Raw genomic sequence first — 22123 nt, 5'->3', positions numbered from 1 at the left:
CCGCATCCCCCCGCCACCGGGTCGCGCGCGCGCGTAACGCTCTCCTCGCCTGCAGCAAGGAGAGACGCAGATGGCCGGAGTTGGCACGAATAATCTTCCCGTGGCCACGATCATCGACGATCTGCTGGGCAATGCGGGCGGCAACACCCGACGTATCCCGATCGACCGCCTGGTCGCGCTGATCGCGGCGCTGATGGGGCCGAGCTACTCGACGCGTGCGCAGCTCTACGGGGATTTGGGCTGGCCGGCAGGCGCCATCGGGTATGTGCGTGCGGATGGCACGGCCGCATTCAATGGGGTCTACAAGAAGTCGGGCGGCAATGGCGGCGGCAGCTGGTCGAGGATCGGGGATCTGCCCACGGGCGCGATCGAGGCATCCCAACTCGCAGAGCTGACGGCCGAACTGCGCACCCGCCGCGTCGCCAGCACGGCCAACAGCGACTTCTCCGGCACGACCTTCCCGACCGGCACCGGCACGGTGATCTTCCGATCCTCCACCAATGTGGCGATATGGCAGGCGCTGACCATCCCGCCCGATCCCGTCACGGCATCGCACCAGCAGGATGCGACAGGCGCCTGGTGGGGCCGCGCGTTCCAGCTGTCGGACGTGCGCAACGTGCTGCAGAACGCAGGTGTTTTCAACCTGCGCAACATCGGCGGGACGGCCAATGCCATCACGGCCGAGCTGCCGGTGGCGGCGATCAACGCCGGTATCGTCATCGACACGGAAACGACGATCGAGGTGGTGCCGGTCCTTGCCAACACGACGGCCGGTCCGACCCTCAGGATCGGAACGGACATCGCCCGCACGATCAAGACCGAACTCGGGGCAGCGGCACCCGCGAACTTCCTGCGGCCGGGTGTGCCCATGCAATTTCGCCGGGTCAATGCCGACTGGCGAGCCTTCGCCTCGGTCACCTCCGATCAGCTGAACGGGGCGCGCAACGAGGCCGCAACGGCAACGGCCCTGGAGGCATCGGCCCGCGCCGACGCGGACGGCTTCCAGCGCGCCGCGCTGCGCCAGGGCGCGATCACCCTGGTCAACGTCAGCCTGACCGGCAATGCCTATACTGCCGACATCGAGGCCATCTTCGCCTCGGTCGCCATGACCGACATCCCGCTGAACGGCGAGGTCAGCGTCAGCTTTCCGGCCACGAACCCGGGCCAGAACCCCACGGTGAACGGGCGCGGCCTGCGCAGGCGAAACGGCAACCCGTGGCCCGCCGGAAAGATCATCCCCGGAAGCCCCTACACGCTGAAGCGCATCGGCAACGAACTGCGCGTCCTTTCGGGCGACGTCCAGGGCGAGGAGCTGGAAGGTGGGCTGGCGTCCGTTTCCCGCAAGCTGGTGACGATCACGTCTGCCAGCACCTCGGGCGAGCGGAACAGCACCAGCTGGACGCAGGTGCCGGGCAGCTACAGCTTCGCCGACATCGCCGTCGGCAATGCCCCGGCCGCGCTGACCTCGCCCCATACCGGGGATGTGCAGGTCGAGCAGGTCGTGGACGGGCTGCGCCATGTCTGGCTGGACGCATCCGGCCGTCGCTTCGAGCGCCTGCGCAAGGCGGGGGTCTGGGGCACCTGGCTGGAGATCGCGCGGGAGAGCCGCGTGGCCGCGCTGGAGGCGACCGTCAACCTGAAGGCCAACCAGAGCGATCTGGCGGCCGAGGCGGTCAAGGTCTCGGATTTGCAGGCTCAGGCCCTGCTGGGCGGCGGCGTGCTGAACCAGGTCGGCCCGGATCTGCCTGTGCGTCCGCCCTTCATCTCGATGAGCGTTCCCCTCTACTGGCGCTGCTGGGACAGCCCGCAGGCCTTCATGGGCAAGAACGACACCTGGGTGCAGATGCCGGTGCCTGATGCCCCCGATGTGCCGCTGTCCGCATCCTGGGACGTCTACGACGCCCGCAACGGCCAGTCGCTGGCCGTCATCATCCGCAGCGTGCCGGACGAGACGCCGCCGATCACCGGCATCGACAGGCGCGTGGGCGGCGAAGAAGGCCCGTGGATCGGCTTGCCTGCCGCCGCGCCCGGAACCTACCTGATCGATGGTCTGGCCCCCGGCCTCGACACCGCCACGATCCGGCATCGCAACTTCGTGGACGCTGGTGACGGCGACATCGATCGGGGCGTCGCGGTGACGGCCAGCGACATCACCGCCGATCTGAGCGGAACCGGCCTGCTGATGAAGGTCCGGCCCTCCAAATGGCAGAGCCTGACCGGCCTGAACATCGACACGAAGGGGTTTCGCCTGGTGGGAGGCGAGGTCGACCTGTCGCACAACAACGAGGCCGTGCGCGCGCTCTACAGGGACTACTTCACGACTGGCCAGTTCATCAGGGCGCGTATCCAGAGCCTCGATGCGGTCGCACACCCGGCCCAGCTCGACGGCATCGCGCTCGGCATCAACTGCAACGGGGTGAACGGGATCCGCGCCCATTTCCGCCGCTCGGGCGTGACCCTGCACTACATCGAGAACAACGGCGTCACGCGGCGCACGCTGGCCAGCTTCTCGCAGAGCTGGGGCTTCCCGATCGACGCCGAGATCCGCCGCGCGGGCGGCGGCAGCATCGTCGAGGTCCTGGTCGGCGGGACGGTCGTCATCAGCTTCGACCTGACCGGTGACGCGGCCGCGAACCTGACGGGTGGCGCGCCGGAGCTGTTCGCCTTCGTCAGCAATGGCGGCACGCCTGCCGCGACGCGCATGGCCATCATCCAGATGGGGCACGCCTGATGCCCGCACCGACCAACCTGAATGCGCAGTCGCTGCTCTATGTCGCGGGTCGCCCGCTGCAGATGATCGGCCCGCAGATCTGGGGCCAGCCGAACGAGGAACAGCAGGCCCGCATCGCGGCCGGCGAGAAGCTGGAGAACCTCTGGCACGGCGAGATGCAGCAGATCTACTGGGGCATGAGCCGCAGCCCGGCGTTGTTCTGCCAGGGCCTGCGCAACTCGTTTCCGAAGCTGCGCACGATCCGCGCGCCGTTCAACAAGCACTACTGGACGCGCGACGAGGCCGGGAAGCTGCAGATGCACCCGCAGATGGAGGAGTTCTATGCGGAATGCGCTGCGGACAAGTCCGACTTCTGGATCTGCTGGGATTTCCACGACGGCCCGACGCAGGTGCTGCAGGACCCGCGCCGCCGCGCGCAGTGGCCCGACAGCTATCCGGCCGTCGAGAACTTCGAGCAATGGCACCAGGCCTCGATCTATCTGGGCCAGCGCCAGGTCGAGACCTGGAACATGCTGTTCGAGTGGCTGGCGGATCGCCCGTGGCTCTGGTCGCAGACCATCGGCTACGAGATCATGAACGAGCCTGCCGCCTACTTCCACGGCAACGGCCTCTATCCGGGCCGCACCGCCTACTTCGTCGGCCGCTTCGTGGACCATATCGAGGGCATCGCGCAGGTCATCCGCGCGAACGATCCGGGCAAGTTCATCCTGGCGCCGACCTGGGCCTACAACGGCGATGCGAACACGCTGGCCTCGACCCGGCTGCCCGACCGGGGCGGGATCAGCGGCCTCGACGGCATCCGGCAAGCCGTGGGCATGGACCGGCTGATCTGGTCGATCCACTTCTACACCGGCTTCGACACGCGCACCGCGACGCAGGCGGGCCATGACCGTGCGCTGAGCGTCCGGTGGGGCGTGCTGGGCGGCGATCCGGTCTGCGTGACCGAGACCAACATCTTCGGGCGCTGCCACGATCCTGCGCGCGAGGGCAACGACTATCGCCACTACTTCCGGTCGCGGCACCTGAACTGGCTGACGGACAAGGTCGCGGGCTGGCCCAGCAAGCGCAAATGGGGCGTCTCCTGGTGGCCTGCCGCCAACTGGGCGCAGGCATCGGCCACCCGGATCGCGCTGGACACGAACCTGCCCGTGATGGCGCGTCGCTTCTCGACGGCCGAGGCGATCCAGCACTGGTCGCTGGACAACCACCCGGAGTGGTTCGACGGCGCGCAGAGCGGCGTGAAGGGCTGGGAGCGGCACGAGCTGCGCCCGTTCAACAGCATGGACCCGTCTCAGTTCGAGATCGACGGCTGGCATCTGCTGAACCTCGTCCAGCCGCCGCTGCCCGGCGCGCAGGTCGCGGAGAGCCTTGCCGGCTGGTATCTGAGCTATGGCGGCACCGGCACGACCTATCATTCCTGCGCCGATCTGAACGGCGCCGTGATGCTGCAGGTGCTGGGCGGCGACGGGAAGACCGTGATCCACCACCAGATGGTCGATTTCTACCAGCGCAACCACTTCCACCTCGGCCGCGGCGGCGGGGTCGTGCGCCTCGGGAACGGCAGCCATGTCGTCATGTCGCAGGGCGGTCCGGCCATCATCTACACGGCCAGCCCCCGCCTGCCTGCGCCCCCGCCCTTCAACGGCTATTCCAAGGCCCGGCCGCACGCGACCATCGGCCTGCCCTATGGCTGGGACAACCGCGTGATCTGCGACCCGGGCGCGGTCACGCACATCTACGGCTTCAACCCGGATCGGGGTGACCGGCTGTCGTTCAAGGGCGCTTTTCAGAGCGTCCAGCAGATGCGCGCCGCGATGCGGGTGGTCGAGAACAACGCCCAGATCAAGAACCGCGACATCCTCCTCGCGCTGCCCGGCGGGGGCGAGGTGCTGATGCTGGACGCGGGCGCGCTGGCGTCGCGGCTGCATACCTGGAACCTCGATCTGACGGACGGCTGGTATGCGCCGGGCTGGGTCGAGCCGCTGGATTACACCGAGGCCGAGTTCACGAACCCGATCCCGATCATCCCGCCCGCGGCGGGCGGAGACGGCGCCTGGATGTTCGACCGCGAAGGCCGCCCGCTGATGGCCATGGACCGTGCCGGTCGGCCCCTGGCCGCGCGGCTGCGCGACGGCACCATCCTCGGATTCGGCGGCGAGGAGCTGATCATCAACCGCCCGCCGTCGATCGGCGTGCCGGGCGCGATCATCCCGGCCAGCGGCCCGGTCGGAACCACCTTCGCCATCCGCCTGTCCACCTTCGGGGGCACCGAACCGATCACCCGCAACTGGGTGCTGATGTTCGATGGGGAGGAGGTCACGGATCAGGTCGTCGACGGAACAATCACGCCGTCGGGATTGGGCGTGCTGCATCTGATCGAGGACGCGACCAATCCTTTCGGTCAGACGCCGCTCCATACCGTGACCGGCAATGTGCTGCCGGCCTTCGTGCCGGTCGAGCTGGTCGAGGAGCCGTCGCTGTCGCCCGCCGAGGTCGAGGTCGGCCAGCCGATCACCGTCATCTGGGGCAGCTATGCCGGGGACGGGCCGATCACCACGATCCGCACGCTGACGTTCAACGGCGCGAACGTGATGGGCGATCTGGTCGATGGGCAGTTCACGCCATCCTCGGCCGGCACGCTGACGCTGAGCGAGATCGCCCGCAACACCAACCCGTTCACGGGCGCGGCCAGCCAGAGCGGGCCGCACACGGCGGCCGTGACGGCGTTCGAGGTCACGGACGACCTGAGCGACTATTACGCCTCGGGCGCGATCCTGATCCACCACACCGCAGCCGGCTTCCAGCTGGACGGCGATGGCAAGGTGACGGGCATCTCGAACGCGGGCGCGGCCGGCACGGCCTTCGACGCGACCGTGACCGGCACCGCACTGACGGTCGCAGGCAACGGCGTCCTGCTGCCGGGGGACGGGTCCAGCCGGATCACCAGCGCCAGCGTGGCAGATCTGGTCGGCGCGCGGCTGATCTGGGCCATGGACCCCACGACGATACCGTTCGACTTCACGCAGATCTTCGGTCTGGACGGTGAGCCGTTCGTGGACCTTGTGACCACCATCGCGTTCGCCTCTGCAGGAGGGAGATGCACGGCCATCGTCCAGAAGGTGGAACCTGATGAAGAAGCCGGTTCGGCTGCGATCCTGCCCGACTTCGACCTGCCGACCGACATCGCGATCTTCGAGCTGGTGATGTCGCCCGACCTGATCCGCCTCTATGTGAACGATGTCGTGGCGTCCGAATACCTGCGCGACACGCCCGTGCCGACCTTCCCCATCCTTCAGATCGGCAGCGGGATCATGGCCGAGGGCCTGGGCAACTTCCAAGGACGCTTCGGGGACGTGCTCGGCATCCTCGTCGGGCATCCCGACGAGCTGGCCGCGCGCAATGTGGCCTATCAGTTCCTGCGCGCGCAGTTCCCGGTCGCTCCGCCCGCGCCGCCCTCGCGCCTGACCTTCGGGCAGATCGAGCCGCTGACCGGCGACGTGGGAACGGCGTTCACCATCACGCTGTCCACCTATGCCGGAAGCGCGCCGATCGACGCTGAATGGAGCCTGACGCTGGACGGCGTGGACGTGACGGCCGAGGTGGTCGATGGCGTCTACACCAGCACCGCCGCGGGCGATCTGGAGCTGATCGAAGGCGCGACCAACCCCTACGGCAGCGCGCCGGTCAGCACCGCCACCGCGCAGGTTCTGGCGCCCTTCGCGGGCGTCACCCTCGTCACCGCGCCGTCGCTGTCGCCGGAGCAGGTCGAGGTCGGGCAGCCGATCACCGTCACCTGGGCGGTCTACGCAGGCGACGGCACGATCACCTCGACCCGCGCGCTGACCTTCAACGGCGTCGATGTGCTGGACGATGTGGTGGGCGGGCAGTTCACGCCGACCGAGGACGGCGACCTGCTGCTGTCGGACACCGGCAGCAACGCCCATCCCGTGACCGGAGAGGGCTTCTCCAGCGGCCCGCACACGGACGGCGCCTTCGCGGGCTTCGTGGCGCTGACCAAGACCGCCGAGGCCAGCATCGAGCCTGCCATCGCGCCCTGGGGCGTCGAGCGGACGATCACGCCCGCGACCTATGCCGGGTCGCTGCCGATCACGCGGGCCGGGCAACTGCTGTTCGATGGCGAGGTCGTCGCGTCGCGCACCACGGGCGCGCCGTTCACATACACTCCGCCGCGGGGCGGTGCGCTGTCCTGGAGCGGCACGGCCGAGAACCCGGCCGGCGTCGGCCCGGCCGAGGCCGCGACCGGCGAGGCCGTGCATCCGCTGAAACAGCACTTCGACAGCGGGGCGATCCAGATTTTCCTCTCGACCGAGGATGCGACCCTGGACGTGGACGGCCGCGTCACGGCGCTGCAGAACATCGGCGCGGCGGGCGCGGCCTTCAATGCCTCGATCGTCGGCGGCTCGCTCGCTATCGTCGGCGGCGCGCTGCAGTTCCAGGGGACGGGCGGCCCGTTCGCGCAGCTGGCGAACCCCGCCGACATTGTGGGTGTCGATTTCTGCTGGATCATGCAGACCGACTGGACCCACAACATGCGCCTGTTCGGCAAGGCTGGCGACGACCCGCGGTCGGACATCCGCTTCGACACCAACGCCACCGGCACCGTGCTGGGCGTGCGGCGCTATGTCGGCACCACCACCACGACCGTCACCCTGTCGCCTCGCTTCGTCTACGGCACGGCGAAATCACTCTATCGCATGCGGATGGACGCGACGGCTGGTGCGCTGTTCGAGAACGGCGTCCAGCGCCGCGCCTTCACCCACGCCTTCCCAGACTTCCGGCTGCAGAACCTGGGCCAGGGCACCGACTCATTCGTCAGCTTCAACGGCAGGATCGGCGACATCTTCGGCGTCGTGCGAGCCCATCCGAACGCCGCGCAGGCCTTGGCCGACGCGAGCGCCTATGCCGCCTCCAAGCACGGGATCACCCTGCCATGATGGATCTGATCATCGAGATGTTCGTGACGCCGGGCACCCCGGAAGGTCCCTACGAACGCATGGCTGCAGCCATGGCCCATGGCATGGTCGGCGTCCTGATCGCCGCGGCCCTGCTCCGGCGTCTGGCCGATCGGCCCTGGCGTGCCGCCGGTCTGGCCTGCGCCATCTACGCCTCTTGGGAGCTGGCCCAGATCATCTGGTCCGGTTCCTCCTTCGTCGACAGCGCCATCGATCTTATGGCCGTGGGATGCGGCGCCCTGATCGCGGCCTGCCTCTGGGCGCGCAAGCTGCCGGCGATCATTCCGCTGATGGTCCTGCTGGTGGTGTCAGGAAGGCTCGCGCCGAAGCGCAGAGGCGACGGGGCGGAACGCTAGGCTTGAAAGGCCCTTTGAAGCGCAGTTCGTCAAAACCGACTTGCTGCAAATATTTCTGTCACGCCCTGCAAGAATTTGTGGCCCGCTACATTGAGACGGGGCAGATCCAATCACACCAAGACGAGACGATGCTACCCCGGTCGCTACCCCGCGGCCGAAAGAACGCAAAAAACGCCCAAAAATCAGCAGCTTGGAAAAAGGGAAGTGGCGGAGAGGGTGGGATTCGAACCCACGGAACCCTTGCAGGCTCAACGGTTTTCGAGACCGCCCCGTTCGACCACTCCGGCACCTCTCCGCGCTTTCTGGTGTGGTGTGGCGGAATTACGGGGACGGGGGTTGAAGCGCAAGGGGGTTTCGACGAAAAAATCGTCATGGCTTCGAAATTTCCCGCGCGAAAGGGTCGTGACATGCTGACGGCCTTGGGACTGCTGGTCGCGCTGGTCGCGCCGGCGCCTGCGATGACCCCGGCCGCCCCGGTCATCACGATCCAGCTGTCGCAGGACGGGCAGGAGCGGCTGTGGCGCGCCCTGGCTCTGGCGGATCTGATGCCCGTGCTTCGCGACGAGGCCGTGGACGAGGCCGCGCGACTGGAGGGGGAGGGGCTGATCGCCGGGGCGGGGCGGCCATGGGGCGATGTGGTGGCCACCATCCACGACCCCGACCGGATGGGGCGGCTGTTTCGCGACGGCGTCGCGCAGGGAACGGGTCGGGCCGATCCGCAGCTGATCGACCGGGCCCTGCGGTTTCACGAATCGGAGCTGGGGCGGCGGATCGTCGATCTGGAGGTCTCGGCCCGCCGGGCGCTGGCCGAGCCGGGCATCGACGATGCGGCGCGGGCGGCCTTCGCCGAGGCCGTCGCGGCAGGGGATCCGCGGGCGCAGCGCATCCGCGCGCTGATCCAGGAGGCGGATCTGGTCGCACCTAATGTGGCGGGTGGCCTCAACGCGGCCTTGGCCTTCAGCCGCGGCTATGCCGATGGCGGCGGCTATGACATGGCGCCGGACCCGCAGCAGATGGGCCGCGATGCCTGGGTGCAGCGTGCGCAGATCGAGGCGGACGCGACGGCTTGGCTGGAGGCGTTCCTGCTGATGGCCTATGCGCCGCTGACGGACGCGGAGCTTGCCGCCTATCGCGACCACGCCCTGTCGCCCGAGGGCCGGGCGCTGTCCGAACTGCTCTTTGCCGGGTTCGACCGGGTCTTCGTGCAGACCTCCTACGACATGGGTGTCGCCGCCGCCCTGCGCGGCACGGGGCAGGCACTGTGATCGTTCTGGTGGGGGTGCTGACCGATCCCGGGATGCTGGCGGCCTTGGATGTCACCGGGACGGCCGTCACGGTGGCGGGCCGTCTGTCGGGCGGCGCGCGCGCCGGGCTGGACCGTGACGGCTGGCCGATCCTTCGGGATGGGGCGGGGCAGATCGCGGGCATCGCGACGGCGATGACGCCCGCGCTGAGGCGCTATGCCGACGTGATGGGGCTGGAACCTGTCGCGTGGAACGGGGTGTCGCTGCTGGGGGTCGGCCTGCACGGGATCGGCGGGGAGGACGCGACCGCGCAACCGGCGCTGGCGGCGCAGATCGCGGCGGAAATTCTGGACGCCGCGCCGGACATTGAGGCGGACCTGCTGGCCCGACGGCTGCCGATGATCGGCATCTGGGCGGCGAGCCGGCTGCGGGCGCGCGCGATGCCTGCGTCGGGGCAGGGGGTCGTTCCGCTGCGCGACGCCGGGGCGGTCCGGACGCTGCGCCGCGATCAGCCCTTCGCGGGGTATTTCGCGGTCGAACGCCTGGAGCTGACCCATGCGCTGCACCAGGGCGGCCAGAGCGGGCCGATGACGCGCGAGGCCTTCCTGATGGGCGACGCGGCGGTGCTGCTGCCATGGGACCCGGTCCGCGACCGCGTCCTGGTGATCGAGCAGTTCCGCCTGGCCCCGGCGCTGCGCGGCGATCCGCAGCCCTGGCTTCTGGAGCCGATCGCGGGGCGCGTCGATGCCGGCGAGACGCCCGAGGCCGCCATACTGCGCGAGGCGCGCGAGGAGGCCGACCTGACGATCGACCGGCTGATCCCGGCCTTTCACGCCTATCCCAGCCCCGGCGCGGTCTGCGAGTTCCTGTATCAGTATGTGGGCATCGCCGATCTGCCCGACGGGCGCGCGGGAATTCACGGCCTGGACGGCGAGGCCGAGGACATCCGCGGCCATCTGATGGCGCGGTCGGACCTGTCGGCCATGGTCGACGCAGGCCGGATCACCAACGGCCCGCTGGCCATGCTGTCGCTGTGGCTGGACGCGCGGGCCGACCGGCTGCGGGGGGAACCCGCGCGCGGCTGACCCGTTGGGAGGGCGGGCTTGCCCCGGCAAGCCGCGGACGTGTAGGAAGGCCGGACGTTGAACAAACTGGGAAAAAAGGTCGATCGCCATGCGAATCTGTTCTGATCTGGCCGACGCGATCGGCAATACGCCCCTGATCCGCCTGAACCGCGCCAGCGACGAGACAGGCTGCGAGATTCTCGGCAAGGCCGAGTTCATGAACCCCGGCCAGTCCGTGAAGGACCGCGCAGCCCTCTACATCATCAAGGACGCCGTCGCGCGCGGCGCTCTGCGCCCCGGCGGCACCATCGTCGAGGGCACGGCGGGCAATACGGGCATCGGCCTGGCGCTGGTCGGCGCATCGATGGGGTTCAAGTCGGTGATCGTCATCCCAGAGACGCAGAGCCAGGAAAAGAAGGACATGCTGCGCCTGGCCGGCGCGACCCTGGTCGAGGTTCCGGCCGCGCCCTACAAGAATCCCAACAACTATGTCCGCTATTCCGGCCGTCTGGCCGAGGCCTTGGCGCGGACCGAGCCGAACGGCGCGATCTGGGCCAACCAGTTCGACAACACCGCCAACCGTCAGGCCCATGTCGAGACCACCGGCCCCGAGATCTGGGAGCAGACCGGCGGCAAGGTCGACGGCTTCATCTGCGCGGTGGGGTCGGGCGGCACGCTGGCCGGGGTCGCCGATGCGTTGCAGCCCAAAGGCGTCAGGATCGGTCTGGCCGATCCCGAAGGCGCGGCGCTGCATTCCTTCTACACCACCGGCGAGTTCGACAGTCCCGGATCGTCGATCACCGAGGGCATCGGGCAGGGGCGCATCACTGCGAACCTGGAGGGCTTCACCCCCGATTTCAGCTGGCGCATCCCCGACGAGGAGGCCCTGCCCATCGTCTTCGACCTGCTGCGCGACGAGGGGCTGTGCCTGGGCGGATCGTCGGGCATCAACATCGCGGGCGCGATCCGCATGGCGCGTGAGATGGGGCCGGGTCATACCATCGTCACCATCCTGTGTGATTACGGAACCCGCTATCAGACGAAGCTGTTCAACCCCGACTTCCTCCGCGCCAAGGGGCTGCCGGTTCCCGACTGGCTGACGCGCCCGGCACCGGACCTGCCGCAGGTTTACGAAGACTGAAAGGTTTCATGCGACATCTGATTGCGACGATACTCGTGGCGCTGCTGGCCCTGACCGCAGCGCCCGTGATGGCCCAGAACATCGACTATCAGACCTGGGAGCAGGTGGCCGAACGGGCCGAGGCGTTGAGCGCCGATCCCCAGGCCACCAACGACGCGCTGGCGCGCACCCGCGCGCGGATCGTCGACTGGCGCGACCGGCTGCAGGCCGGGCAGGGCGTGAACGGCGACCGGATCACCACGCTGGAGAACCAGATCGCCGCCTTGGGCCCCGCACCCGCCGAAGGCGCCACAGAGGATGAGGAGCTGGCCGCCAGACGGGCGGAACTGAGCCAGCAGCTCTCCACCGCGCAGGCCCCGCGCCTTGCCGCGACCGAGGCCACCAGCCGCGCGAACTCGATCATCGGCCAGATCGACGAGATCATCCGGCAGCGTCAGGCGGTCGAGCTGACCAAGCAGACCCCGTCCCCGGTGCTGCCGGGGTCCTGGGGGGCGGCGGCAGGCGACGGGCTGACCCTGCTGGGCGGCGTCGCCGAGGAGGTGACCGGCCAGAACGCCTCGCCGCAGACCTGGGCCGAGCTGCGCCCGCGTCTGCCGCAGGTCGCGGCCTATCTGGTTGCGGCGCTGCTGATCCTGACCTGGGGTCGGGCCTGGATCACCAACCTTCCCACGCGGCTGTCGTCTCGGGCCTCCGAATATTCCCGTGCGGTGCTGGCCTTCGTCGTGTCGCTCGGCCAGATCGCTATCCCCATGGCGGGCGTCTATCTGGGCATCAGCGCGATCCAGGCGACCGGCCTGCCGGGCCCGTGGACCACGCCCTTCCTCAATGCGCTGCCCACAGCGGCGGTGATCCTGTTCGGCGGCATCTGGATGGCGCGCGCGCTGTTCCCGCGTCAGGCCATCGCCTATACCTCGCTGCAGATGAGCGAGAGCCGCCGCGTCTCGGCCGGGCGGATGGTGCAGGTGCTGGCGCTGCTGATGGCGGTGCATCACATCCTGACGCGCGCCGTGTTGCCGCTTTCGGGCCTTTACGAACGCGGCGAGGCGCAGGTCGGCCGCGTGCCCGTGCAGTTCACCGACGCCTCGGCCGGGGTCTGGCACCTGGTGCTGATCACCATGGCCGCGCTGGCGATGTTCCGGCTTGGCAACATCCTGCGCCGTCTGACGCGGGATTCCGTGACGCAGGACCTGTCCTATCGCCACTGGATCGCGGCTTGGGCCGGGCGGCTGACCCGCATCATCGCGCCCATCGCGGTGCTGCTGACGGCGGCGGGCTATGTGAACCTCGGGAACATGCTGGTCTGGCCGTGGCTCTTCTCGCTGGCGCTGGTGGGCCTGCTGATCCTGCTTCAGGACTTCATCGCCGACCTGTTCAACATGCTCCAGCGCGGCGCCGAGGGCGCGCGCGAGGGTCTGGCTCCGCTTCTGACCGGCTTTGCGCTGGTGCTGGCATCGATCCCGGTCTTCATGATGATCTGGGGCGCGACCGCATCGGAGCTGGCCGAATACTGGGTCCGCTTCCGGCAGGGCTTCAGCGTGGGCGGCGTCACCCTGTCGCCCGGCGCGGTGCTGACCTTCCTGATCATCTTCGCCATCGGCTATGCGCTGACCCGCGGCGTGCAGGGGATGCTGCGCACCTCGATCCTGCCCAAGACGCGGCTGGATGCGGGCGGGCAGAACGCGGCCGTGTCGGGCTTGGGCTATGTCGGCATTTTCCTCGCGGCGCTTCTGGCGATTACGTCTGCGGGGATCGACCTGTCGTCCTTTGCCATCGTCGCGGGTGCGCTGTCGGTCGGCATCGGTTTCGGCCTCCAGAACATCGTGTCGAACTTCGTCAGCGGCATCATCCTGCTGATCGAGCGTCCGGTCAGCGTCGGGGATTGGGTCGATGCCGGCGGTCAGCAGGGCATCGTCAAGCGCATCTCGGTGCGTGCGACCTCGGTCGAGACTTTTGACAAGACCGAGGTGATCGTCCCGAATAGCGACCTGATCAGCCAGCCGGTGACCAACTGGACGCGGCAGAACAAGGTCGGCCGCATCATCATCCCGATCGGCGTGTCCGCGGGCACCGACACCCGCAAGGTCCAGCGCATCCTGACCGAGATCATTGAGGATCAGCCGCTGGTCACCATCGACCCGGCCCCGGTCGTGCTGTTCCGCAGCATCACCGTGGACACGATGAACTTCGAGATCCGCGCCTTCCTGTCCGATATCGGCCGCGGCCTGGGCGTGACGTCCGAGATCTATCACCAGATCGTCGAGCGCTTCACGCAGGAGGACATCCGCATGCCCTTCACCGTCCGCGATACCTGGCCGCCGCGGCCGGAGCCGGAGCAGATCGGCGATGCCGCCGATCCGGCCAAGGCCGAGGCGTTGTATCTGGATCCCGACGACCAGCCGCCAGGCGCTTGACCGCGCGCGTTCCTGCTCAGCCTGCGGTCGTCGCGGGCCGGGCAGGGGCGGGTTCCACATCGCCCGCATCGGGCAGCCCCTCGCGCGACAGCAGCACGGCGACGCTGCGCAGCCAAGGGATATGGGCGCAGATGATCATCAGCGCGACCATGATCGGCACCGCCAGGAACATGCCCGGCACACCCCAGATCGCCCCCCAGAAGGCCAGCGACAGGATGATTCCGAAGCTGGACAGGCGCAGCGTCTGACCCAGCAGCATCGGGTCCAGCACGTTGCCGATCACGAACTGCGTCAGCGTGCACAGCGCGCCGACGATCAGCGTCACGGTGGTGTCGCCCGTCAGCACGAAGGCCAGCATCACCGCGATCACCGTTGCCACTATCGACCCGACCGACGGGATGAAGTTCAAAATGAAGGTCAGCAGCGCAACCGCCGTCGCCAGCTCCAAGCCCATCGCGCGGAAGATCACCCAGACGATGGCCGCCGTCACCGCGCTGACCGCGGTCTTGACCACCAGATAGCGGTTCACCCGGTGCATGATGGAGGCGATGATGCGGCGGATCTGGCGCGCCTTCTCGGGGCTCTGCGCCAGGCGTTCGATCTTCAGGGGGAACCAGACCTGTTCGGCGAACATGAAGCCCACGAACAGGATCACCAGCACGCTGCCCGACAGCAGCCCCGAGGCCTGGCCGGCCAGCGACCGGATCCAGCCGGTGATGTTGAAGTTGGTGACGGCGGTGATGATCCGCTCCTGCGCCTCGGGGCCAAGGCGTTCGGCCAGGGCGGGCAGGGCGGCCTGCGCGCGTTCGGCATAGGAGATGGCCAGGAACACGACCTCGTTCACCTGCGCCACGATGGTGGTCGAGATCCACAGCAGCCCAAGCGCGATGCCGATCAGCGCCAGCGTCGTGGCCAGCCAGTTCGGCACCCTGAGCCGCGTCGAGATCGCGTGGATCGCATCCGAGGTCAGCGAGAACAGGATGATCGCGATGGCCAGCGAGATCAGGATGAACTTGGCCTGGACCAGCATGAACAGCAGCAGCGAGAAGGCGATCAGCCCCAGGAACCCGGTCTGCAGCCGCTCTCTCAGCAGCGATTCGTTGGAACCGTCCATCCGTCACCCCCCGGCAGCTGGAAAAACGCCCGACCCCGGCAGGCGGGATCGGGCGGATGATGTCACGCCTCGGTCGCGTCGGGACCGGCGGGCGGCGCCTCGTCGCCCGGCTCCAGCCCGGCGGCGTCGCCCTGTTCGGCGATCCGCGCGACCGAGACCACGACCTCGCCCGCGGCGGTGTTGAAGACCCGCACCCCGCCCGCGCTGCGCGAACGGAAGCTGATCTGGTCCACCGGCACCCGGATCGACTGTCCGGTCGAGGTCGCCAGCATGATCTGGTCGTCGCCCTGCACCGGGAAGCTGGCGACCAGCGCGCCGCCCCGCATCGCACGGTCCATGGCCATCACGCCCTGACCGCCGCGCCCGCGCACCGGATAGTCGTGGCTGGAGCTGATCTTGCCTGCGCCCTTGGCGGTGATGGTCAGGATCAGGTCCTCGGCCGCCGACATCTCGATGTAGCGCTCCTGGGTGACGGTGCCCTCGGGGGTGTCGTCATCCTCGTCGGCCTCGGCCCCGTCGTCCAGCGCACCGGCCACCGCGCGGCGCATCTTCAGATAGGCGACGCGCTCGGACGGGTCGGCCTCGAAGTGGCGGATGACCGACATGCTGACGACGCTGTCGCCCTCGGCCAGGCGGATGCCGCGCACCCCGGTCGAATCGCGGCCCTTGAAGACCCGCACCGCGGTGGTCGGGAAGCGGATCGCGCGGCCCTGCGCGGTGACCAGCATCACGTCGTCCTGTTCGGTCGCCAGACGCACGCCGATCAGGCTGACTCCGTCGGGCATCTTCATGGCGATCTTGCCGTTCGCGCGGACATTGGTGAAGTCGGACAGCGCATTGCGGCGCACGTCGCCGTCGTCGGTCGCGAAGACGACCTGATAGCTCTCCCATTCCGTCTCGGGTGCATCCATCGGCAGCAGCGCCGCGATGCTGACGCCGGCGTCGATCGGCAGGATGTTGACGATCGCCTTGCCGCGCGAGGTGCGCCCGGCCAGCGGCAGCCGCCAGGTCTTGAGGCGATAGACCATGCCGTCGGTGGTGAAGAACAGCAGTTCCGTATGGGTGTTGGCCACGAACAGCGTCGTGACGACGTCGTCCTCCTTGGTGGCCATGCTGGACAGGCCCTTGCCGCCGCGCCGCTGCGCGCGGAACTCGGCCAGGGCGGTGCGCTTGATGTAGCCGCCCGAGGTGATGGTCACGACCATGTCCTCGCGCTCGATCAGGTCCTCGTCCATCATGTCGCCGGACCAGTCCACGATCTCGGTGCGGCGCGGGACGGCGAACAGATCGCGCACCTCGCGCAGCTCGTCCGCGATGATCTGCATGATCCGCTCGCGCGAGGCCAGGATCGCCAGATAGTCGCGGATGCTGTCGGCCAGCGACTGCAGCTCGTCGGTGATCTCCTTGACGCCCAGCTGGGTCAGGCGCTGCAGGCGCAGCTCCAGGATGGCGCGGGCCTGGGTCTCGGACAGGTTGTAGGTCCCGTCCTCGTTCACCGGGTGCAGCGGATCGTCGATCAGGCGCAGGTATTCGGCGATGTCATGGGCGGGCCAGCGCCGCTGCATCAGACGCTCGCGCGCCTCGGCGGCGTCGGCGCTGCTGCGGATGGTGGCCACGACCTCGTCGACATTGCTGACCGCGACGGCCAGGCCGCAGAGCACATGGCTGCGCTCGCGCGCCTTGCGCAGCTCATAGGCGGTGCGGCGCGCGACGACCTCCTCGCGGAAGCCGATGAAGTAGGTCAGGAAGTCGCGCAGCGCCAACTGTTCAGGCTTGCCGCCGTTCAGCGCCAGCATGTTGCAGCCAAAGGTCGTCTGCAGCTGGGTGAAGCGGAACAGCTGGTTCAGCACCACGTCGGGGGTCGCGTCACGTTTCAGCTCGATCACCACGCGGACGCCGTGCCGGTCGGATTCGTCCTGGACCGAGGCGATGCCCTCGACCTTCTTCTCCTTGGCAAGCTCGGCGATGCGCTCGATCAGGACGGACTTGTTCACCTGATAGGGGATCTCGTCGATGACGATGGCGAAGCGATCGCGGCGCGGCTCCTCGATATGGGTCCTGGCGCGGATCAGGACGCTGCCGCGACCCTCCAGATAGGCCTTGCGCGCGCCGGACCGGCCCAGGATCGTGGCCCCGGTCGGAAAGTCCGGGCCGGGGATGATCTCCAGCAGGCGTTCGGTCGGCAGGTCGGGATCGGCGATCAGCTCCAGCGTCGCGTCGATCACCTCGCCCAGGTTGTGGGGCGGGATGTTCGTGGCCATGCCGACCGCGATGCCGCCCGCGCCGTTGACCAGCATGTTCGGGAAACGCGCGGGCAGGACCGTCGGCTCGCGGTCCTTGCCGTCATAGTTGTCCTGGAAATCGACGGTGTCCTTGTCGATGTCCATCAGCAGATAGTTCGCGACCTTGTCCATGCGCACCTCGGTATAGCGCATGGCGGCGGCGGCATCGCCGTCCATCGACCCGAAGTTGCCCTGACCGTCCAGCAGCGGCAGCGACATGGAGAAGTCCTGCGCCATCCGCACCAGCGCGTCATAGATCGCGCTGTCGCCATGGGGGTGGTACTTGCCCATCACGTCGCCCACGGAACGGGCGGACTTGCGATAGGGCTTGTCGGCGGTGTTGCCGCTTTCGTCCATGGCATAGAGGATGCGGCGGTGCACCGGCTTCAGCCCGTCGCGTAGATCGGGGATCGCGCGGCTGACGATGACCGACATGGCATAGTCCAGATAGGATGTCCGCATCTCCGCGGAGATGTCGATCACCGGGCCGTCGTGATGCATCACGACGCGGGTTTCGGTCCCCTCGTCGGGGGTTTCGGGCAGATCGTCTTCTGGGGTGTCGGCCACGGGTATTCCTCAACATCTAGTTGGGGTTCGGTATAGCCGAGCCGGCCGCGAGGGGCAATCGCGCCCCGCCCGCAACCGGCCGAAATCCCGCCGTGCCCGACCGGAATCAGGCCCTTTCGCCGCGCCGCGCCGCCACGGCCCAGAGGACCGCCAGACCCGCCGACAGGACCGCGTTCCAGCCGGCCATCGACAGACCCAGGAACTGCCACGCGATCTCGTCGCAGCGCACGACCGGGGCCGATTGCAGCCGCGCCATCAGGTCCTGCGTGGACATGGTCGACAGATCGCCGACCCCGCCCGAACAATGCGACGGTCCGGCCCACCAGGTCATCTCGACGCCGACGTGATAGAGCGCCAGCCCCGCCGCGACCCCCGCCGCCGCCATGCCCAGCACCGCCAGCGCGCGCACCCGCCCGGTCAGCCAGACCAGCACGGCCACCGCCACCGCCGCCACATGCGGCCAGCGCTGCAGGATGCACAATTCGCAGGGCGCATAGCCCGCCGCCTGGAAGCCCAGTGCGGCGATCAGCAGGAATGCCGATCCCGCGCCCGCGATGAAACTCAGTCTCTTGCCCGTCACAGGAACCTCACTGCCGCAAAGCCGCCACCCAGGGCGATCATGAACAGGGTGAACAGCATCCCCAAGCGTCTTTCGATGAAATCGTGGATCGTGGCGCCGAACCGCCACAGAAGCGCCGCCACCACGTAGAACCGCAGCCCGCGGCCCAGGATCGACATGGCGATGAAGACCGGCAGCGACAGTCCCGCCGCACCCGAGAAGATCGTGATGACCTTGAACGGGAAGGGCGTCAGCGCCGCGAACAGCACCGCCCAGCCCCCATGCTCCGCAAAGCGCGCGGCCAGCTGCTCGAAGGCGTCCTGCTTGCCATAGGCGCTCAGCACCCATTGCCCCAGGCTGTCCATCAGCGCCGCGCCGATCCAGTATCCCAGCAGCGCGCCCAGCACCGACCCGACCGTCGCGATGAAGGCGATGGCCCAGGCCTGCCGGCGCCGCGCCAGCACCATGGGGATCATCAGCACGTCCGGCGGGATGGGAAAGACGGAACTCTCGACAAAGCTCACGGTGAACAGCGAAGCCCGTGCATGACGGTGCGCCGCCAGTCCCATGGTCCAGTCGTACAATCGGCGCAGCATTCCGGTCCCTTCGATGATCCCCCGTGCATCCCCTCCGGGGATCGTGGCGTCAAGCGCGATGCGGTCCCGTCGCGGGTCTGTGAACACGGATGGGAACCTCGGGGCGATCCGGACGTTCGGCGCGACAGAGGGCGGAGACGACAGATGCAATGGCGCGGCAGACGGGGCAGCAGGAACGTTGAGGATCGCCGTGGCATGGGCGCCGCGGCAGGCGGTCTGGGCATCGCCGGCACGCTGATCGTGCTGGCCGTGGGCTATTTCTTCGGCGTTGACGTCAGCCCGATCGTGCGCGAGCTGGACCAGGGCGGCGGACAGCCGACCGAGCTCAGCCAGCGCGACGAGGAATGGGGCCAGTTCGTGTCCGTGGTTCTGGCCGACACCGAGGAGGTCTGGCAGCCGGTCCTGACCGAACAGGCGGGCATCGCCTATCAGGAGCCGCGCCTGGTCCTGTTCCGCGGCGCGGTCCAGTCGGCCTGCGGCGGCGCATCGGCGGCGATGGGCCCGTTCTACTGCCCCGGCGATCAGCGCGTCTATCTGGACACCGACTTCTTCGACATGATGAGCGAGCGCATGGGGGCCAGCGGCGACTTCGCGGCCGCATATGTGATCGCGCATGAGGTGGGCCACCACGTCCAGAACCTCACAGGCACGCTTGGCGAGGTGAACGGCCTGCGCGCCCGCCTGTCCGAGGCCGATGCGAACCGCATCTCGGTCGCGACCGAGCTGCAGGCCGACTGCTATGCCGGGATCTGGGCGCGCCAGGCGCAGGAGCGGTTCGGCACGCTGGAGGCCGGCGACCTCGAGGAGGCCATGCGCGCGGCCGAGGCCGTGGGCGACGACGTGATCCAGGCGGGCGCGGGCCGCACGCCGGTTCCCGACAGCTTCACCCATGGCAGCGCGGCGCAGCGGCAGGAATGGCTGATGCGCGGCTTTGACTCGGGCGACATGGGACAATGCGACACCTTTTCCGGCACCGCGCTTTGAGATGACATTCCGACATCGGAGGACATGATGACCCTGATCCTGACATTCGCCGGCCTGCTGACGGCCTTCGCCATCACCCTCGCGCTTGGCGCACCGAAACCCCGCGCCGTGCCGGTCGCCCGCAAGGACTGATCCGCCAGCGGTCGTCAGCGCGGCAGCCGGGGCGGGCGCGTCTCCATCGTCGCCCAGTCCGGCCAGAGGCCCAGCCATTCCAGCCCGGCCAGCAGCAGCCCCGCCGCGACGATCCCCAGGACCAGCGCGACCATGCGCGCACTGGGCGGGCGGCGGGCCCATTTTGCCGCACGCAGCAGCCAGATCATGTTCATCACGGACCCCGTCTGTTAAGTCCCGCCCCGAGGGGCGTCCCCGAATCGAACCGACGCCGCGACGAACCACCAAGAGCCAGAGCCCGTGCCCAAACACCGCGACAGCCGAAACCTTCCCTATTCCGCCAGCCAGATGTACCGTCTGGTCGCCGATATCGAAAGCTATCCGCAGTTCCTGCCGTGGAACAGCGCCGCCCGCATCCGCTCGCGCGAGATACGCCCCGACGGGGCCGAGGAGGTGGCGGCGGATCTGGTCATCAGCTTCAAGGTGTTCCGCGAGCGCTTCGGCAGCCGGGTGGTCCTGTGGCCCGAGCGGGACGGCGTCTGGCAGATCGACACCGAATATCTGGACGGGCCGTTCAAGTACATGCGCAGCGGCTGGACCTTCACCGACCGTCCGGAGGGCGGCTGCCATGTCGATTTCTTCGTCGATTTCGAGTTCAAGAACGCGATCCTGCAACGCCTGATCGGCGTAGTCTTTCAGGAGGCGATGTCGCGCATCGTCCGCGCGTTCGAGGACCGTGCCCGCAGGCTCTACGGCACCGGCGCGCAGGCGTGACGGAAAAGGGCCGCCCCTCAGGGCGGCCCTTCCGGTTCAGCCGATGGCCGCGCGCAGGGCGTCGGCGCGGTCGGTCCGTTCCCAGCTGAAGGCGGTGGCGCCGTTCAGCGCATAGGGTTCGCGCCCGAAATGGCCATAGCTGGCCGTCGGACGATAGATCGGGTGCAGCAGGTCCAGCTCGCGAATGATCGCGAAGGGGCGCAGGTCGAAGACCTCACGCACCGCGGCGATGATGCGCTCTACCGGCACAGTCTCGGTCCCGAAGCAGTTCAGGCTGATCGAGGTCGGCTCGGCCACGCCGATGGCGTAGCTGACCTGGATCTCGCAGCGCCTGGCCAGACCGGCCGCGACGATGGTCTTGGCCACCCAACGGCCCGCATAGGCGGCCGACCGGTCCACCTTGGACGGGTCCTTGCCCGAAAACGCGCCGCCCCCGTGGCGCGCCATGCCGCCATAGCTGTCCACGATGATCTTGCGCCCCGTCAGGCCGCAATCGCCGACCGGACCGCCGATCACGAACTTGCCGGTGGGGTTGATGAAGAACTTGGTCGCGTCCGACAGCCATTCGGCCGGCAGGACGGGACGGATGATCTCCTCGATCACCGCCTCGCGCAGCTCGGCCAGGCCGATCTCGGGGTTGTGCTGGGTCGACAGCACCACCGCGTCGATCGCCTCGGGGCGGCCATCCGCGCCATAGCGCATGGTCAGCTGCGATTTCGCGTCCGGCCGCAGCCAGGGCAGCGTGCCGTCGCGCCGCACCGCCGCCTGACGCTCCACCAGGCGGTGGGCATAGGTGATGGGCGCAGGCATCAGCACGTCGGTCTCGTCCGAGGCATAGCCGAACATCAGGCCCTGGTCGCCCGCGCCCTGCTCCTCGAGGCTCTCGCGGTCGACGCCTTGGTTGATCTCGGGGGACTGCTTGCCGATGATGTTGATCACCGAACAGGTCGATCCGTCGAAGCCCACGTCGCTGCTGGTATAGCCGATGTCGTTGATCACGTCGCGCACGATGGATTCCAGGTCCACCCATGCGCTGGTCGTGATCTCTCCCGAGATGATCGCGACGCCGGTCTTGACCATCGTCTCGCAGGCGACGCGCGCCCGCGGGTCCTCGGCCAGGATCGCGTCCAGAATCGCGTCGCTGATCTGGTCGGCGATCTTGTCGGGATGGCCCTCGGACACGGATTCCGAGGTGAAGGTCGAATACTCGCTCATG

At 68.4% G+C, this 22123-nt stretch carries 15 protein-coding genes and 1 tRNA gene; 9 read left to right on the top strand and 7 right to left on the bottom strand.

What is annotated here, in order from left to right:
* Positions 1 to 70: 70 nt before the first annotated feature.
* From AACG61_RS08425 to AACG61_RS08415, 3 genes are read left to right on the top strand one after another with little or no spacing between them, the layout of a single operon-like run.
* Positions 71 to 2731, top strand: a complete 2661-nt coding sequence (locus AACG61_RS08425) for a hypothetical protein (protein ID WP_411836695.1) — start codon at positions 71 to 73, stop codon at positions 2729 to 2731.
* The gene (locus AACG61_RS08420) at positions 2731 to 7686 is read left to right on the top strand and encodes a cellulase family glycosylhydrolase (RefSeq protein WP_411836694.1); all 4956 of its coding nucleotides are present in this window, start codon (positions 2731 to 2733) and stop codon (positions 7684 to 7686) included. Before AACG61_RS08425 ends, AACG61_RS08420 begins: the two co-directional genes overlap by 1 nt.
* Positions 7683 to 8060, top strand: coding sequence for a hypothetical protein (locus tag AACG61_RS08415; RefSeq protein WP_411836693.1), 378 nt, complete (start codon positions 7683 to 7685; stop codon positions 8058 to 8060). The genes AACG61_RS08420 and AACG61_RS08415 overlap by 4 nt, the downstream gene beginning before the upstream one ends.
* Positions 8061 to 8265: 205 nt before the next feature.
* Here the strand turns inward: AACG61_RS08415 and AACG61_RS08410 are convergent.
* Positions 8266 to 8355 (bottom strand) — tRNA-Ser (locus AACG61_RS08410).
* 112 nt (positions 8356 to 8467) lie between these two features.
* Here AACG61_RS08410 and AACG61_RS08405 point away from each other — a divergent pair.
* The 4 genes from AACG61_RS08405 (at position 8468) to AACG61_RS08390 (ending at position 13920) form a co-directional block, all read left to right on the top strand.
* Complete coding sequence (locus AACG61_RS08405; protein WP_411836692.1) at positions 8468 to 9325, top strand: hypothetical protein; 858 nt, start codon at positions 8468 to 8470, stop codon at positions 9323 to 9325.
* Positions 9322 to 10389 carry an NUDIX domain-containing protein gene (locus AACG61_RS08400; RefSeq protein WP_411836691.1) on the top strand — a complete coding sequence of 356 codons (1068 nt, stop codon included), beginning with the start codon at positions 9322 to 9324 and terminating at the stop codon, positions 10387 to 10389. The genes AACG61_RS08405 and AACG61_RS08400 overlap by 4 nt, the downstream gene beginning before the upstream one ends.
* 88 nt (positions 10390 to 10477) lie before the next feature.
* On the top strand, positions 10478 to 11509 hold the full coding sequence (locus AACG61_RS08395) for a cysteine synthase A (RefSeq protein ID WP_411836690.1): 1032 nt from the start codon (positions 10478 to 10480) through the stop codon (positions 11507 to 11509).
* A gap of 8 nt (positions 11510 to 11517) precedes the next feature.
* A complete protein-coding gene (locus AACG61_RS08390; protein WP_411836689.1) occupies positions 11518 to 13920 on the top strand; it encodes a DUF3772 domain-containing protein in 2403 nt (800 codons plus the stop codon).
* Between the two features lie 16 nt (positions 13921 to 13936).
* On the opposite strand, the gene AACG61_RS08385 is transcribed toward AACG61_RS08390, so the two are convergent.
* The 4 genes from AACG61_RS08385 to AACG61_RS08370 all read right to left on the bottom strand — a co-directional run bounded on the left by AACG61_RS08385 (position 13937) and on the right by AACG61_RS08370 (position 19038).
* Complete coding sequence (locus tag AACG61_RS08385) at positions 13937 to 15034, bottom strand: AI-2E family transporter (protein ID WP_411836688.1); 1098 nt, start codon at positions 15032 to 15034, stop codon at positions 13937 to 13939.
* 62 nt (positions 15035 to 15096) lie between these two features.
* Positions 15097 to 17883 (bottom strand): DNA gyrase subunit A, encoded by a 2787-nt coding sequence (gene gyrA / locus AACG61_RS08380; protein ID WP_411836687.1) that lies wholly within the window; start codon positions 17881 to 17883, stop codon positions 15097 to 15099.
* A 106-nt stretch (positions 17884 to 17989) separates the two neighbouring features.
* Positions 17990 to 18463 carry a disulfide bond formation protein B gene (locus AACG61_RS08375; RefSeq protein WP_411836686.1) on the bottom strand — a complete coding sequence of 158 codons (474 nt, stop codon included), beginning with the start codon at positions 18461 to 18463 and terminating at the stop codon, positions 17990 to 17992.
* The gene (locus AACG61_RS08370; protein ID WP_411836685.1) at positions 18460 to 19038 is read right to left on the bottom strand and encodes a YqaA family protein; all 579 of its coding nucleotides are present in this window, start codon (positions 19036 to 19038) and stop codon (positions 18460 to 18462) included. The genes AACG61_RS08375 and AACG61_RS08370 overlap by 4 nt, the downstream gene beginning before the upstream one ends.
* A gap of 144 nt (positions 19039 to 19182) precedes the next feature.
* On the opposite strand from AACG61_RS08370, the gene AACG61_RS08365 reads away from it, so the two are divergent.
* A complete protein-coding gene (locus AACG61_RS08365; protein ID WP_411836684.1) occupies positions 19183 to 20022 on the top strand; it encodes a neutral zinc metallopeptidase in 840 nt (279 codons plus the stop codon).
* 146 nt (positions 20023 to 20168) lie between these two features.
* On the opposite strand, the gene AACG61_RS08360 is transcribed toward AACG61_RS08365, so the two are convergent.
* A complete protein-coding gene (locus AACG61_RS08360; RefSeq protein ID WP_411836683.1) occupies positions 20169 to 20348 on the bottom strand; it encodes a hypothetical protein in 180 nt (59 codons plus the stop codon).
* An 85-nt stretch (positions 20349 to 20433) separates the two neighbouring features.
* Here AACG61_RS08360 and AACG61_RS08355 point away from each other — a divergent pair, with 85 nt between their 5' ends.
* Entirely contained in the window at positions 20434 to 20907 is a 474-nt protein-coding gene (locus AACG61_RS08355) for a type II toxin-antitoxin system RatA family toxin (protein WP_411836682.1), read from the top strand.
* Between the two features lie 36 nt (positions 20908 to 20943).
* Here the strand turns inward: AACG61_RS08355 and metK are convergent, their stop codons facing one another.
* Positions 20944 to 22122 carry a methionine adenosyltransferase gene (gene metK, locus AACG61_RS08350; protein ID WP_411836681.1) on the bottom strand — a complete coding sequence of 393 codons (1179 nt, stop codon included), beginning with the start codon at positions 22120 to 22122 and terminating at the stop codon, positions 20944 to 20946.
* Between the last annotated feature and the right edge of the window lies 1 nt (position 22123).

Source organism: Paracoccus sp. ME4 (assembly GCF_046736325.1).
Taxonomy (GTDB): Bacteria; Pseudomonadota; Alphaproteobacteria; order Rhodobacterales; family Rhodobacteraceae; genus Paracoccus.
This window is presented reverse-complemented; position numbering and strand designations above follow the sequence as displayed.

Excerpts from the sequence above, each read along its gene's own strand:
- AACG61_RS08365 (WP_411836684.1), top strand. The coding sequence starts at position 19,183 with ATGCAATGGCGCGGCAGACGGGGCAGCAGGAACGTTGAGGATCGCCGT.
- metK (WP_411836681.1), bottom strand. The coding sequence starts at position 22,122 with ATGAGCGAGTATTCGACCTTCACCTCGGAATCCGTGTCCGAGGGCCAT.
- AACG61_RS08370 (WP_411836685.1), bottom strand. The coding sequence starts at position 19,038 with ATGCTGCGCCGATTGTACGACTGGACCATGGGACTGGCGGCGCACCGT.
- AACG61_RS08420 (WP_411836694.1), top strand. The coding sequence starts at position 2,731 with ATGCCCGCACCGACCAACCTGAATGCGCAGTCGCTGCTCTATGTCGCG.
- AACG61_RS08405 (WP_411836692.1), top strand. The coding sequence starts at position 8,468 with ATGCTGACGGCCTTGGGACTGCTGGTCGCGCTGGTCGCGCCGGCGCCT.
- AACG61_RS08385 (WP_411836688.1), bottom strand. The coding sequence starts at position 15,034 with ATGGACGGTTCCAACGAATCGCTGCTGAGAGAGCGGCTGCAGACCGGG.
- AACG61_RS08395 (WP_411836690.1), top strand. The coding sequence starts at position 10,478 with ATGCGAATCTGTTCTGATCTGGCCGACGCGATCGGCAATACGCCCCTG.
- AACG61_RS08390 (WP_411836689.1), top strand. The coding sequence starts at position 11,518 with ATGCGACATCTGATTGCGACGATACTCGTGGCGCTGCTGGCCCTGACC.
- AACG61_RS08415 (WP_411836693.1), top strand. The coding sequence starts at position 7,683 with ATGATGGATCTGATCATCGAGATGTTCGTGACGCCGGGCACCCCGGAA.
- AACG61_RS08425 (WP_411836695.1), top strand. The coding sequence starts at position 71 with ATGGCCGGAGTTGGCACGAATAATCTTCCCGTGGCCACGATCATCGAC.
- AACG61_RS08360 (WP_411836683.1), bottom strand. The coding sequence starts at position 20,348 with ATGAACATGATCTGGCTGCTGCGTGCGGCAAAATGGGCCCGCCGCCCG.